We start from the raw sequence: 16,695 nt of genomic DNA, 5'->3' as shown, positions 1-16,695 counted from the left end.
TTACTCGTTTAACAGGGAAAAAGTCTCTTCCATGATATCTACAGAGCGCTGGTCTTCTTCTGCCCCGGCCTGCATATCCTGCTGTTCTGCCGCCCCCAGGTACGCTGCCAGGGCCGCAATACTGGGAAACCGGAATGCTGACACCACAGATATCCTGCAACCCAATGTCTTGTTTAACAGCCCTACCATTTTCATCAGCTTCATGGAATTACCACCGAGGTCAAAAAAGTTATCATTGATCCCTATCGGCATATCTCCCAGCACTTCCTGCCATACAGCTACCAGGCATGCTTCCTTTTCATTCCGTGGGGCCTCATATGCCTGGCCGGTGGTAAGTCTTGCATCTCCGGGATCAGGCAACCTTTTCCGGTCCACTTTACCATTCTGTGTCAACGGCAGTGTTTCCAGCTGCACATAATGGTCAGGCAGCATGTATACCGGCAGCGACCGTACCAGGAAAGCGCGTATTTCTGATGTGCTCAGTGTGTGCACTCCTGTTATATATGCTACCAGCTCTTTCTGCCCGTCTTTACCAGCCCTTGCAATAACAGCGGCGGCATTGATACCAGGGTAATCCTGCAGCGCACTTTCTATCTCACCCAATTCTATCCGGTGACCGCGGATCTTTACCTGGTCGTCCTTCCGGCCAAAGAACTCAATATCTCCGTCGGGCAGCCATCTTGCCAGGTCGCCCGTTCTATACATAGCGCTCTTCCCTGCGAAAGGGTCCGGTAAGAACTTCTGCCTGGTCAGCTCCGGTTTGTTCAGGTAGCCTTTTGCTACGCCCGTACCACGGATAAATATCTCACCGGGAATACCCACCGGGCAAAGCGCCAGTTCATCATCCAGGATATATATGCCGGTACCGGAAATTGGTTTACCGATCAGGATACGGGTATCGGGTTCCAGCTCTTTCACTATACAGCCAACAGTGGCTTCCGTTGGCCCGTATTCGTTATATATCCTGATGCCCTGGCTGATGGATTTCAGGATGTTCACCTGTTCAGGAGTTACATCTTCTCCACCTACTATGGCGCATTGAACAGACGTTGCGTGGATGTCCAGCTGCTTCAGTATATGAATATGGGAAGGCGTGAGCTTGATACAGTTTATACCGCTCTCCGGGCTAAAGCTGTGCTCCAGTATGGAAGGCAGCTCCTCATCCTGCCTGTAAACGAATAGCCTGCCTCCCTGTGTAAGCGGACAGAAGATACTCGTTACCGTAAGGTCAAAGGAAAGAGATGTATATAGCCCGAAACTGGCCGGTCCGGTTTCGTTGAAATAATAGCTGTTGGCCCACTGGATATAACCGGACAGGTTGCTGCATGTAACAGTACATCCCTTGGGCAACCCGGTAGAGCCGGATGTATAGATCACATATGCCAGGTGGTCTGCGTGCTGTATCATTTTCATATCCCTGGGAGAATACCCGTCTGCCTCTGCCCTGAAGCGGTTGAGCTCTGCCTCATCTATCAGCACTTTACAGCCACTATCGGAGAGCAGGTACTCAATACGGTCTGCAGGATATGCAGGATCTACGGGCACATAAGCGGCACCTGACTTCAACACTCCCAGTATGGATATGATCATCCATTCACTACGGTCCTGCTTTATAGCAACAAGATCGTTGGGCTCCAGCCGGTATACAGATCTTAGATAGCTGGCCAGCCGGTTAGCCTGTTCATTCAGCTTCCTGTAGCTAAGGGATGTTTCGCCGAATATAACCGCCGTGTCATCGGGCGTTTTATAAACCTGCTCTTCAAACAGGTCTATCACCGTTTTGTCAGCAGGATAAACAGATGCCGCCTGGTTGAATGTAATTAAAAGCTGTTCCTGCTCTGCGTGGTCCAGGTAGTTCAGCTGACTTACCGGCTGATGTGGATTGGCTGTAACAGCGGTAAACAACTGCTCCAGGTGATTTGCCATGCGCGCTACCGTGTCTGCTTCATAAATATCACGGTTGTACTCTATGTCTATCTGCAGGGTATCGCCGGCTTCCACGAAATTGAAGGTCAGGTCAAATTTGCTGACTATCTCTTCCGTATTTCCATATTGCCTGACAATAACATGCTCCATACCCTGCTCTGCGCCACTGTTTCCGGCTTCATTATTCTGCAGCATTACCATGACGTCAAACAGCGGACTGCGACTGGTATCACGTTGAAGACGAAGTTCGTCTACAAGTTCATCAAAAGGATATACCTGGTGCTCATATGCTCCCAGGGTTGCCTGTTTAACGGCCGACAGCAATCCAAGATAACTGTCTTCTTTGCTGAACCGGGTCCTGAGTGCTAACGTATTTACATAAAAACCGATCTGGTCTTTGAGATCATCATGTGTTCTGCCGGCTATAGGACTACCAATAATAATGTCATCCTGACCTGAATACCTGTGCAACAATACATTAACGGCTGCCAGTATTCCCATGAACAGGGTGCTGCTTTCTTCCTGCACAATACGCCTGAGCTGCCGGGTAGGTTCTTTACCTATCTCTTTATGCACAGTACCGCCATGATATGTCTTTATTACAGGGCGGGGCCTGTCTGCCGGTAATTCCAGCACCGGCAGCTCTCCTTTGAACTGTTCCAGCCACCAGGCCCTGTGCCCGTTAAGGATGTCTCCTGCAAGCTGTTCCTGCTGCCATACGGCATAGTCTTTATATTGGATGTTCAGATGGGGTAAGGCTGCTTCCTGCTCTTTGCAGGCAGCATTATAACATTGCAACAGCTCATTCATCAATATATTCATTGACCATCCGTCGCTGATGATATGGTGCATCACGTAACCGAAAAACCATTTGTTGCCGGCTACCCTGTACAAACCAGCCCTCAGCAATGGGCCTTGCGCCAGGTCAAAGGGAGCCGCCAGCATCTTCTGCACCTGTCTTTCTGCCTGCCTTTCAGTATCTGCTGCATCCCTGAGATCATTGTAGGCCAGGCTGATACCAGCCATTTCCGGCTGCAGTATAAATTGCCTGATCTCCCCTGCTTCAGTTTCCCTGAATACAGTACGCAGACTTTCATGGCGGGCTACCAGCGTACTGAGCGCATAACTAAGCGCTGTACGGTCAAGCGCCCCCTCAAACACAAAGGCCCCAGGCATGTTATATGCTGTGCTGCTGCCTTCCAGCTGGCATAGCATCCATATCCTGCGCTGTGAAGAAGATAATGGATAATGCGGCTGCACGGGCGCCGGAGATATGGCCGTAAATGCGCTTTTGCCTGCATTAGCCACCAGGAGCGCCTGTTCTTCCAGTACCGGCTTGGTAAATATGTCCCTCAACGCTATCCTGATATCAAATTCCTTATGTATCAGGTTGGTCAGACGGGTAGCCTTCAGACTATGTCCTCCCAATTCGAAGAAATTATCCGTTATGCTTACGCTCTCCCTATCCAGCACCTCCTGCCAGATGGCAGCCAGCTTCGCTTCAGTTGCGTTCCTTGGCGCTACGTAAGTAGTGCCTGCTGACAGGTCCATGCCCGCCGGATCTGGAAGGTTCTTCTTGTCTATTTTTCCGTTTGAAGTAAGTGGCAGCCGCTCCAGCTGTACAAAATAACCAGGCAGCATATAGGCAGGTAAATATTGTGCCAGGGCCAGACGAAGCGCTGTAACATTCAGCTGCTCCCTGCTCACCACATAAGCTACCAGTGAAGTTTCTCCACGATCATCCTTCCTGGCAAGCACTACCACATCATCTATCTTTTCATAACGGCGAAGTACATTCTCTACCTCTCCCAGCTCTATACGATAACCACGGATCTTTACCTGGTTGTCTATACGGCCAATATATTCCATCTCCCCGTTCTCCAGCAGCTTCACTTTGTCGCCAGAACGGTACAAACGCTCACCGCGATTAAACGGGCTTTCAATAAACCGTCTGGCTGTCAGCTCCTCCCGGTTCAGGTAACCTCTTGATACCCCTTCACCGCCTACATACAATTCGCCGGAGGTGCCCACCGGCAGCAATTGCTGGTGTTGGTCCAGTACATAGCAACGCAGTGTGGGTATAGGCATTCCTATATTACTGCTGCCTCTCTCTATTTCTTTTTCTGTAATTTCTTTAAACGTGACATGCACGGTCGTTTCCGTGATACCATACATGTTAACAAGACAGGTACCGGGATATCTCTTTCTCCATTCTTTCAGGTTCCCGGGATTAAGTGCCTCCCCTCCGAATATCACATAACGCAGCTTCAATGCGGCAGAAGGTCTTGCCAACTCGTGGCGCACCAGGTTATCAAATGCAGAAGGTGTCTGGTTAAGTACTGTCACGCCTTCCCGGCATAACAGGTCTATAAAAGCATCCGGATCTTTGGCTGTGATAGCAGGTACTACCACTACTTTACCGCCATAAAGCAGCGCGCCATACATCTCCCATACAGAGAAATCAAAACAGTAGGAATGGAACACGGTCCATACATCGGTGGGTTTAAAATCATACAGCTGTTTCTCTGTCTTAAAGAGGCGAACAACATTGTTATGTTCTATCAATGTGCCCTTAGGTTTACCTGTAGTACCTGAGGTATAAATGACATAGGCAAGATCACCAGGCAGGTTTACCACCGGCGGATTCACAGCGGCATATTTATCTGCCTGCGCCTCAAACTTTGCCCATTCCACCGGGTCTATCAATACCCTGCATCCGCTGTCTGACAGCATAAAGTCTATACGGTCCTGCGGGTAATCCGGTTCAACAGGCACATAAGCCCCGCCGGATTTCAGTATACCCAGTATAGCGATGATCATCTTTTCTGACCGGTCCAGCTTTATCCCTACCAGGTCATCCGGCCTGATGCCATAAACGGTACGCAGGTATTTACCCAGGCGGTTAGCCTGTTCATTCAGCTCGCGGTAGGTAAGTGTAGTGTCTTCAAATACTACCGCAATGTTGTCTGGAGTAAGCGCTACCTGCTCTTCAAACAGGTGTACAATGGTTTTCTCCCGTGGATAAGCTGTACCTGTTTCATTAAAACCATGCAGCAGCTGCGCTGTTTCCGCCGGCGCCAGGTAAGGAAAACCGCTTACAGCGCTTTCATATCCATTCAGCGCTGCTTCGATAATACCTGTGTAATGCTCCAGCAGTCGCTCTATACGCGCACTGCCAAAATATCTTTCATTGTAAGTGAGGAAAAATTCCAGGTGGCTGCCATCCTTTATCAGCAGGTTAAAGTCATATTTGCCTAACCCGTAGTTCAGCTCTACTATGTCAAATGCATGCTCTTCCTTTTCATAATGTATCATTATGTCGAAAAGCGCTGTGCGGCTCATATCCTTGCCGGGGTTAACATCCAGCACCACTTTTTCAAACGGAACGGCTGCGCATTCCACAGCGCGCTGATAATCCGATGCAACCTGCTGCAGGAGCTCTCTGAAGCTAACGCCAGGTTTCACCTCGCTTTTCAGGGTAAGCAGGTTGGCAACAGGGCCTATAACAGCCTTTACTGCTTCATTGTCCCTGTTGGGGTAAAGTGTTCCGATCACTATCTCATCACTGCCTGTATAGCGGTATAACAATGTATTGAAGGCCGTCAGCAGAAAGGTAAAGGGAGTTATATTACGGTCATTGCAAAAAGCATGGACCCGGGCTGACAACTCGGGTGTTAAGATCTTTTGTTGTTCCGCTGCACTGTAAATATGTATATGCTCGCGCTCGTTATCTGTATCAAGGTATAACACAGGAGCGTCTTTCAGCTTCTTTTTCCAGTAAACAGACAAGGGAGCCAGTGCATCTGCCGGCAGGCCTTTCTGCCATACCGCAAGATCAGCGTATTGTAGTTGTCCCTCATTCGTAACGGGAGTACCACAGTAATGAGCCGTGATCTCATTGAAGAGCAGGCGTAGCGACTGCCGGTCTGCTATGAGATGATGAGCTGTTATTACAAATACCCAACCACCATCTTCAAACTCCAGCAGGTTAAAACGCACCAGCGATTCGCTGTCAATCTCCATGGGCTGTTCTATTGCTGTCAGGCAATGCCTGATCACACAAGCCCTGTCCCGGGCGCTGCCAGCCACGTGCTGCACCTTCAGTCCATCAAAGGTACCGGGGCCGGTTACCTGGAAAGGCACACTGTTCCTGTTCACAACCGTCGTACGCAGGATAGCATACCTGTCAATACATTTCCTGATACTGTCATTGAGCAGCCCGATATCCGGCTTTTCATTGAACCGCACTATCAATGGCAGGTTATGATATACAGGACTGCCCTGGTACAGGTAGTTCTTCTCAAACTGATCAATAAACCATAAACGTTCCTGATGGTGAGTGCAGGCAAACTCTGTTATAGTATCATGCCCGCCTTCTATAAGCTGTGAACCTGTGTTCATGAAAACCAGCTCATCGATGGTCCTCTCCGGAGCTGCTGTTGCAGCTGCCAGCAGCTGCTCAAAATATGCCTCCAGCCGCTCAATGGTAGCAGCATTGAAGAGATCGTTATTGTATTCTATATCCAGCCTTATTGTGTCCTGTACTTCGGTAAAATAAAAAGTAAGATCATACTTACTCACTACAGACTCTCCACCTCCATATCCTTTTATCCGGATATCGCCGAGCGTCTGCTCAGCTTCTCTGCCTATCGCCTCTGCCTGTTGGGTATTCTGCAGCAGGATCATCACATCGAACAATACCCCCCTGCTCAGGTCTCTTTTAAGGTGCAGCTCATCTACCAGTTTATCAAACGGGTATACCTGGTGCTCATATGCTGCCAGCGTAACCTGCCGGACATTTTCCAGCAGTTCACGGAAGGTATGACTGCCGCTGAACTTTGCTCTCAGCGCCAGTGTATTCAGGTAAAAACCGATCTGGTCTTCCAGGTCAGCATGTTCCCTGCCCGCAACAGGAGTACCTATGATCTGGTCTTCCTGGCCTGTATAACGGTACATCAGCACATTGATGGCCGCCAGCAACCCCATAAACAAGGTCCCTCCCTGTTCCTGGCTAAGTGCTTTTATGCCTTTGCTCAATGCAGGCGCAATATACCAGCTTTGTAACCGCCCGTTATAGGTCTTCATTGCCGGACGTTCATAGTCGGTCGGAAAATCTATGACCGGCAGCGTGCCTTCAAATTGTTTAAGCCAATACGATTGATGGGCTGACAGCTTTTCGTCACTCAGCTGTTCCTGCTGCCAGACTGCATAATCCTTATATTGAATACGCAGCGGTAATAACTCTTCTCCTGCATTGCCGGTATAAGCGTTATAGAGTGAGAACAGCTCCCTGATCATGATATTCAGGGACCATCCATCACTGATAATATGGTGCATTACGTATACAAACACATGCCTGTCATCTGCTATCCGGTATAGACCCACTCTCAGCAAAGGTCCGGTGGACAGGTTAAAAGGGGCTACCAGCGCAGCCTGTATCAGTTCCTTTGCCTTGCTGTCCCTGTCCCCTTCTTCCCGGAGGTCCCGGTAATCTACCCTGAACCCCGCCTCATGCGGCAGAAGGATAAACTGCCTGGCCTCATCCTCCACTTCCCGGAATACTGTACGCAGGCTTTCATGGCGGGCAATCAGCGCATCCAGCGCACGGGAAAATGCAGACAGATCAAAGTTGCCCTCGAAAAGGAATACACCCGGCATATTATAGGCCCTGTTGCCATCTTCCAGCTGACTCACCATCCACACCCTACGCTGTGAAGAAGATAATGGGTAATGATCCGCAGTTGCAGCCTTCCCGATATGACCGGTGGCAGCTTCTTTATTTAATCCGGACAGGTATTTGATCAGTGAGGCTTTATTGTCTTTCAATTGTCTGACCAGGTCTGCAGGAAGCGCTGTACCATTGAACTTCACTTTCAGGTCGCTTTTATCCAGGGAAACAGCAATATTATTCCGCTTCAGGGTCCTTAATAACTCTTCCATTATTATCTATGGGTTTATTTGAAAGAATGATCCACTTTGGGTTAATGCTTCGGGAGTTGGCTATATCAGCAATGAGGCATTGTTTTCTTCTACCAGGTAACGGGTCATACATTCATCAACGATCCTGGCTTCTTCGGTTTTCTGGTAGTGCGCCAGTGTTGCCCTGACTATATCATAGTTGGTCTCATTGATGAAATTCTCCGTGATCGAGATACCGCCTTCTTCGTTCAGCACCGCGTGCCACCACCCACTGGGTGTGAAAACAACCTCACCGGGATGCTGTACACATACCAGGGGTTTTGCTTTGCTGAACTCGGGGTATTTTTCCAGGTCAGGGCTGAATGGATTAACATTGCCATTATACAGGTACCTGGCCTGTTCAGACGGATAGAACAACCATAGCTTCCTCCCTGTGATCACGGCATTCCATGCACTGGTATTGAATATATCCAGGTGAAGGGCCGAATAGGTATTGGCAGCTCCTATGAACATCCAGGACAGTCTGAATTGCAGGGGAAGCTTATCTTCCATCAGCTGCAGGCAGCTGATGAAGTAATCGGGAACAGTATAGTCTGCCGTCATATCCGTTTTCAGGTGGAACTGGCAGTTTGAAAGATAGTAAGGGTCATTATCTGTACTGTTCCTCATATAGCTGAAGTATTCGCGGACCTTCATCTGTTTCTTGTCTTTCCTGTCACGCGATCTTGACGCCAGCGCTTCATATTGTCCCATACGGCTCTCAAAAAATTCTGTTGTCCACCGCGTCATTGCATTCCAGTTGTCTGTCATACCTGTTATGAGTACCGGTCTGGATGCAAATCCGTATTGCTTGTTAAATACTGCTTTCGAAGGACTGGAGATCCTTTCTACAGACATAAATTCATTATTGCTGTTTTTCATGATACATGTTTTTTGTTTTTTACCGGTTCAGGCAAGGTTGAATTTGTCAAGGTCATCAGCCAGGCCATCACTGTCAAACTCATCTTCTTCATAAGCGGCAGCATCCTGCGTAATGTAACTTACAAGGTCTTCTATGTTGGCGTACTGGAAGAGCAATGTGACTGTTATCTCCCTGTCCAGGGCCTTGCTGACCAGCTTTGCCAGCCTGATGATCCTGATAGAGTTACCTCCCACTTCAAAGAAGTTGTCTCTTACCCCTATTCTTTCCTTCCCTAATAGTTCCCGCCAGATCTGCACCAGCCGTTCTTCTATCTCGTTCCGCGGAGCTACATATTCACGGCCGCTGGACAACCCCATACCTTCCGGCGATGGAAGCCGTTTGCGGTCCAGTTTCCCGTTGGGGGACAACGGCAGCGCTTCCAGCTGTACATAATAACCCGGTACCATGTAAGCAGGTAAGGTCTTGCCCAGGTAAGCCCGCAGCACCGATGCCTGCAGGGCTTCACCTCCAACCACATATGCTACCAGCTCTTTCTCACTGCCGTCTGTTGCCCTGGCTATAACAGCAGCCGCTGTTACTGACTCATGGACTTGTAATGCAGACTCTATTTCTCCCAGCTCTATACGGTAACCGCGGATCTTCACCTGGTCATCTTTACGGCCCAGGTATTCTATATTTCCATCAGGCAACCAGCGACCAAGATCACCCGTACGGTAGATCCTCTCCCCGGCCCTGAACGGATCTGCTACAAACTTCTCCGCTGTCAGCTCCGGTTTGTTCAGGTAACCCCGCGCCAGACCAGTGCCTCCTATACAGATCTCCCCTGCTACGCCCACAGGAACCAGCTGATCATCACTGCCCAGCACATACATAGACGTGTTCCAGATAGGACGGCCAATAGGGATACGACGATCTCCACGGGCTGTGCCGTAGTAGGTCACATCCACTGACGCTTCCGTAGGGCCGTAAAGGTTATGGATGGGTACATCCACCCTGTCATACCAACTGTTCACCGTCTCCACCGGCAAGGCTTCTCCACTCGTAATTACACGGCGAAGGCTTTGCAACTGTTCTGCCAGATCTGAACGGTCTTCCACGGAGGATAGGAACGCCTGTAACATGCTTGGTACGAAGTGAAGGCAGGTAACACTCTCGCGGTTGATCAGTGCTACGATACGGTCCGGTGAACCTATATCATCCTGTTCACAGAGCACCATGCGGGTGCCCCAGCATAAGGGCATCCACAGCTCCCAGACTGATACGTCAAAAGTGAACGTCGTTTTCTGCAGGATAATATCATCTGAACGGAAGCCATAGTGAGACCACATCCATTCTATACGGTTGATCACACCACGATGTTCCAGCATACAGCCTTTAGGCCGACCGGTAGAGCCGGAAGTATAGATCACATACACCAGGTCTGTGGGTTGATTCACCAAAGGCAGGTCCTCACGGCCATAGTTATCTGCTACTGCCGTAAAGCGCTCCATAGCAGCAGCATCCAGCAGTGTTTTACAACCACTGTCCTGCAGCATATAATCAATACGCTCCTGCGGATGACCGGGATCAACAGGTACATACGCACCACCTGATTTCAGTACGCCCAGCAGGGCGATGATCATCTGCTCGCTACGCTGTAACTGCACACCTACAAGATCATCCGGACGGATATTGTACTGCTCACGCAGGTAAGCGCCCAGCTGGTTAGCCCGTTCATTCAGTTCACGGTAAGTAAAGGAAGTACCGTTAAACACCAATGCCACCTGCTTAGGCGTACGTGCCACCTGCTCTTCAAATAAGGCTACCAGGGTTTTATCTGAAGGGTAATCATGTGTAGTATTATTAAAGGCAAACAGCAACTGATCCTTCTCTGCTGCGGCCAGGTAATCTATTCCCTTTACAGGCACAAGGGGGTTATCCAGTACCTGTTCTATAATGCGGACAAAGTGTCCCTGCAATGCTGCTATCTGCGATTCCGTATACCTGTTGCCGTTATAGCTGAATTTAACAGTGATATCATCGCCGGGCACCACCATGAATGTAAAGTCATAGTTGGACTGCTCAAAGCTGTCGGCAGATAACATAGACAGCTTACCATCATTACCACTGCTTTCCACACTCTCCTTCACCACTTCCTGGACAGGATAGTTCTCAAACACCAGTATGTGGTCAAACAGGTTCCTGCCCAGCTCAGTTACAGACTGAATCTCCGCCAGCTGCGCATAGTGATGGTCCATACCCTCTATGGAGCTTTGCTGTACTTCTTTCAGCAGCTCTCTGACAGGAACATCTTTGCCTGCACGGACGCGTACCGGTATTGCATTGATGAAAAGACCGATCATGTCCTCAATGCCCTCCAGCTCCGGAGGGCGGCCTGACACGACAGCGCCAAATACTACATCGTCTGTATTGTTATACTTGCTCAGCAGTATTCCCCATACCGTCTGGATAAACGTGTTTTCAGTAATACCCAGCTCTGCGCACAAAGACCGGATGGAATGACGTACATCCCCTTCCAGCAGGAATATATGTTCAGCCCCCTTATAACCAGCAGCTGCAGCACCACTCTCCTGCGGCAGGCTACTCACTGTATCATATCCCTGCAGGTATGATGACCAGTAAGCCAGCGTATCATCCCTGTCTATTCCACTCAGCCACTTTATGTAATCCGCATATGCATGCACCTTGTTCAGCACGGGCTCCCTGCCTGCCAGTAGTGCATAGTAGATCTCAAAAAATTCCCTGATCAGGATACTGCTGCACCAGCCATCCATTAATATGTGATGATGGCTCCATATAAAATCATAGGTATCTCCCTTACGCAGCACCGTTAACCGGATCATAGGCCCCTTGTGAAGGTCAAAACCTGCTGAACGGTTCTGCTGTTTATATGCTTCCACAGAGAAGGAATCATCCTCCGTAATATCCTGTACATGGAAAGTGGAGGGCACTTCACGTCTTACCACCTGCAGCAGTTCTTCCCCATAATCCTGGGTAAAGAACGTCCTTAATACCGCATGGCGGGATACCAGACGGTGATAGCTCTCTTCCAGCAGGGACAGGTCCAGGTTCCCTTTCAGCTGGTAACTCATCTCTTCAAAGTAAACCGATGAATCGGGAGATGTGAGCCAGTGATAATAAAGTCCCTCCTGCAGGGGGCTCATGGGATAAATATCTTCGATCCTGTACCTGGCATCCAGTTCAAGCACCTGTTCTATGCTGAGCGACTTGTACGTGAGGTCCACGGGTGTCAGGTGCACGCCCTCTTCACGGGACAAACGTACTACCAGCTGTTCCAGGTGTTGCTGATAGCTAGTCAGCAGCTTATTGATAGTGGATGTATTGTATTGTTGGGTACTGTATCCTATTGACAGGCTCATACGGCCATCCACCACCCTGCTTGTAATATCCAGTACAGCGGTACGGGAAATACTGTCTGCAAATTCATTTCCGCGGAATTCACCGGAAAATGCGAACAGCGCATCCCCTTCATCCGTTTTTACTCCCGAGCCAAAATCGCCCAGGTAGTTGAATGTGATCTCAGGATCTATATGATAATCACGGTCTGCCAGGTAGCGCAGAATACCATAACCAATGCCTTTATTGGGCAAACGGTGCAGGCCTTCCTTTACAGAGATCAGCTGACGGATCATATCATCATTGTGCTGCATGTCCAGCGCAACAGGATACAGGGAGGTAAACCAGCCAATGGTACGGGTCACGTCCGTATCAGATCCTATTTCTTCACGGCCATGTCCTTCCAGGTTGATCACCACCTGGCTCAGGCCAAACACTTCTTCCAGCGCCAGTCCCAATGCTGTAAGCAGGATATCGTTCACATCCGTGCGGTAAGCCTTATAACAGCCTGTCAGCAGTTTCGCCGTGGTACTTTCATCCAGTGTAAGCGAAGCGGCAATTGCATGCTTCATCAGGTTATCTCCTTCCGGGTTGTCCAGAGGCAGTGGTTGTACAGGAAGGGAGGCAATGGATGCCCAGTAAGGTTCTTCCTGCTGCAGGGTTTTGCTGCTGGCATAAGCCTGCTGCTGTTCCTGCCAGTAGGCAAAAGAATCTGTTTTTGCCGGAAGCGTTAGCGGGCTACCGGAAATATATTGCTGGTAAAGACTGGAAAGGTCCTCGAAAATAATACGCCAGGAAACACCGTCTATAACCAGGTGATGAGCCACCAGCAGGATGCGGTCCCCATCAGCACCGTGAAACAGCGCAGCTTTGAACAGCGGGCCGGTTGCCAGGTCTATACCAGACTGGATCCGGTCACAGTGGGCGGCGTAGCCTTCCTTATCGTAGGCGCTTATCACCTCCAGCGTGCAGCTCAGTTCCAGTCCTTTATTTTCCTGTACCCAGCTTCCCGGCGTTTCGCGGTATACCATTCTCAGCGCATCATGATGCGCCATGATCTTGTCAAGGGCAGCCCGCAATCCTTCTTCGGAAACGGGCGTACGGCTGTAAAGCAGTACGGATTGATTGTAGTGATGGTTCTCCGTGGAATAGTGCTCAAAGAAATACCTTTGTATAGGGCTTAATGGTATGATACCTGTTGCCGTATCCTGTGAAATGGTCCTGTTGCTCACGGTCATATGGCCCGCCAGGTCTTCTATAACAGGATGCAGTAAAATATCCCTGATGGTCAGCGTATAATTGCGTTGTCTTAAACGGGATACTACCTGTATGGATTTGATAGAGTCTCCCCCCAGTGCAAAAAAATCATCTTTTACACCAATCTCCTCTCTTCTCAGCACGTCCTCATAGACCGCCACCAGGCAACTTTCTTTTTCATCCCGCGGCGCCACATAGGTAGTATTGGCAGCCAGCATTGCTCCCTCCGGGGCTGGCAGGTTCTTCTTGTCTACTTTTCCGTTTGATGTAAGTGGCAGCCGCCCCAGCTGCACAAAATGAGCTGGTAACATATAGGCAGGTAAATGCCGGGCGAGGGAGCTTCTCAGCTCCGTGGCATTCAGCGGTACTTTACCCACCACGTAAGCCACTAAGTTACTTTCACCCTGCTGGTCCTTCCTGGCCAGTACCACCACATCGTCTATCTTTTCATAACGGCGGAGTGCATTTTCTATCTCTCCCAGCTCTATACGATAACCACGGATCTTCACCTGGTCATCTATACGACCAAGATATTCCATCTCCCCGTTCTCCAGCAGCTTCACTTTATCGCCGGAACGGTACAAACGTTCACCGGCATTGAACGGACTTGGAATAAACCGTCTGGCTGTCAGCTCTTCACGATTTAAATAACCTCTTGCCACACCTTCACCGCCTACATACAATTCTCCACAGGCGCCTACCGGCATGAGTTGCTGATGCTGGTCCAGTACATAGCAACGCAGTGTGGGAATAGGCACGCCTATATTGCTGGCGCCGTTCTCTATCTCTTTCTCCGTGATCTCCTTATACGTAACATGCACTGTAGTTTCCGTGATACCATACATGTTAACAAGGCAGGTACCGGGGTATCTTTTTCTCCAACCCTTCAGGTTACCGGGATTAAGCGCCTCTCCCCCGAATATTACATAACGCAGGTTCAATGCAGCAGCCGGTCTTGCCAGCTCATGGCGCACCAGGTTATCAAATGCAGAAGGTGTCTGGTTCAGTACTGTCACACCTTCCCGGCATAACAGGTCTATAAAGGCATCCGGATCCCGGGCTGTGATAGCAGGTACTACCACTATTTTACCACCATACAGCAGTGCGCCGTACATTTCCCACACAGAGAAATCAAAACAGTAGGAATGGAACATTGTCCATACATCGGTTGACTTAAAATCGTACAACTGTTTCTCTGTCCTGAGCAGACGCACTACGTTGTTATGCTCTATCAACGTCCCCTTAGGCTTGCCGGTGGTACCGGATGTATAAATAACATAAGCAAGATCCCCGGGCAGGTTAACGGGAGTGGGATTAACAACCGGGCACTCATCTGCATGCATCTCAAACTTAGCCCACTCTTCCGGGTCTATCACTACCTTGCATCCGCTGTCTAACAGCATAAAGTCTATACGGTCCTGCGGATAATCCGGGTCAACAGGCACATAAGCCCCGCCGGATTTCAGTATAGCCAGTATAGCGATGATCATCTTCTCTGACCGTTCAAGCTTTATCCCTACCAGGTCGTCCGGCCTGATCCAGTAATTGCTGCACAGGTAGTCCCCCAGGCGGTTAGCCTGTTCATTCAGTTCACGGTAGGTAAGTGTAGTGTCTTCAAATGCTACCGCAATATTATCAGGAGTAAGCGCTGCCTGCTCTTCAAACAGCTCCACAATGGTTTTCTCCCTGGGGTATTCAGAGCCGGTAGCATTAAATTCAACCAACAGTTGTTCCTTTTCTGCAGCTGACAGGTAATCCAGTGTACATAGTGGAGCGGCAGGTTGATCGGCTATGGCTGCCAGTAGTTGTTCCAGGTGGTTTGCAAGCCGCAGCACGGTTTCCTTCGCATACAGATCTGTGTTATATTCCAGCCTGGCATGGATCTCATCTCCTGCTTCAACAAAATAAAAAGAGAGATCGAATTTGCTGATCTGGTGTCCGCCCCCGTTATATTCGCTTATCTGCAGGCCGGCAAGCTGCTGCTTCTTTTTCAGGTAGGCGCTTTCATTATTCTGTAGCACCATTACCACGTCAAACAGGGGGTTGCGGCTTCTGTCCCTCCTGAAATCCATTTCATCGATCAGCTCATCCAGAGGGTACACCTGGTGCTCGTAAGCGCCCAATGTTACCTGCTTAATATGTTTCAACAGGTCCCTGTAACTATCCTGTCCTTTGAATCTCGCTCTTAATGCCAGCGTATTCAGATAGAACCCGATCTGGTCATCCAGGTCCATATGTTCACGACCGGCAATAGGACTTCCTATGATAAAGTCTTCCTGCCCGGTGTAACGGTGCAGCAGGGTATTCACACCCGCCAGCAATCCCATGAACAAGGTAGCGCCCTGCTCCTGTACCAGCAATTTCAGCGCGGCAGTTGTGTGCCTGCTGATTATTTTACTGACAGCGCCACCGCTATATGTTTTTATTGATGGCCTGGGTTTGTCTGTTCTTAACTCCAGCACCGGCAGCTCTCCTTCAAACTGCTGCAGCCAGTAGTTCCTGTGATGCTGCAGCTGCGCTCCGCTCAGCTGCTCCTGTTGCCATACCGCGTAATCTTTGTAATGGATAGGCAGGGGAGACAATGGGTTTTTCCCGTTATTTACATAAGCATTGTAAAACTGTAATACTTCCCTGATAAGGATATTCATAGACCAGCCATCGCTGATAATATGATGCATGGTATAAGTGAAGATCCACCTGTCATCTGCCACCTGCAGCAAGCCTGCGCGAAGTAAAGGCCCGGCGTACAGATTAAATGGCCGTACCGCTTCTTCACGCACCAGGATTTCTACCCTGGTTCCCTGCTCTTTCTCCTGCCGCAGATCTTGGAAAGATATACTGAAAGGGCTTTTCTGCACAGGGTTTATAAACTGGCGCACATTGCCATGCTTATCTTCCCTGAACACAGTGCGCAGGCTTTCATGGCGTGCTATCAGCGTATTAAAGGCCCTGTTCAATGCAGCCTGGTCCAGCTTCCCTTCAAATACATATACACCGGGCATATTGTAAGCAATATTTCCTTCCTCCAGCTGGCTCAGCACCCATAACCTCTTTTGAGAGGAAGACAGGGGATAATGCTCGCTTTCCGGGGCAACAACTATACTGGCAGTATTTTTATCCTTGCTGAGCTTTGTCAGGTATTCAAGGATCTGTACTTTATTATCCTTCAGCTCCCTGATCAATGTGTCAGACAGACCGGCGCCATTGAACTTTACTTTCAGGTCACTTTTATCCAGCGATACGGAAATATTGTTCTCCTTTAATCTCCTTAATAAATTTTCCATCAATCCTAAGTTTACTTTTTAAAAAAGCCG

At 49.4% G+C, this 16,695-nt stretch carries 3 protein-coding genes; all 3 read right to left on the bottom strand.

Annotated features, from left to right (window positions below):
* The 3 genes from GO493_RS24375 to GO493_RS24365 are packed head-to-tail and all read right to left on the bottom strand — an operon-like array spanning position 1 to position 16,665.
* On the bottom strand, positions 1–7,866 hold the full coding sequence (locus tag GO493_RS24375) for a non-ribosomal peptide synthetase (protein ID WP_157308849.1): 7,866 nt from the start codon (positions 7,864–7,866) through the stop codon (positions 1–3).
* Positions 7,867–7,926: 60 nt separating this feature from the next.
* A complete protein-coding gene (locus GO493_RS24370; protein WP_157308848.1) occupies positions 7,927–8,766 on the bottom strand; it encodes a cupin-like domain-containing protein in 840 nt (279 codons plus the stop codon).
* Positions 8,767–8,793: 27 nt separating this feature from the next.
* Positions 8,794–16,665, bottom strand: a complete 7,872-nt coding sequence (locus tag GO493_RS24365; RefSeq protein WP_157308847.1) for a non-ribosomal peptide synthetase — start codon at positions 16,663–16,665, stop codon at positions 8,794–8,796.
* Between the last annotated feature and the right edge of the window lie 30 nt (positions 16,666–16,695).

This window comes from Chitinophaga tropicalis (assembly GCF_009758205.1).
Lineage (GTDB): Bacteria > Bacteroidota > Bacteroidia > Chitinophagales > Chitinophagaceae > Chitinophaga > Chitinophaga tropicalis.
Note: the sequence above shows the minus strand (reverse complement) of the source record. Positions and strands in the feature narration are given on the sequence as shown.

What these genes read in the sequence shown, in the direction of transcription:
- GO493_RS24375 (WP_157308849.1), bottom strand. Translation starts at nt 7,866, where the DNA reads ATGGAAGAGTTATTAAGGACCCTGAAGCGGAATAATATTGCTGTTTCC.
- GO493_RS24370 (WP_157308848.1), bottom strand. Translation starts at nt 8,766, where the DNA reads ATGAAAAACAGCAATAATGAATTTATGTCTGTAGAAAGGATCTCCAGT.
- GO493_RS24365 (WP_157308847.1), bottom strand. Translation starts at nt 16,665, where the DNA reads ATGGAAAATTTATTAAGGAGATTAAAGGAGAACAATATTTCCGTATCG.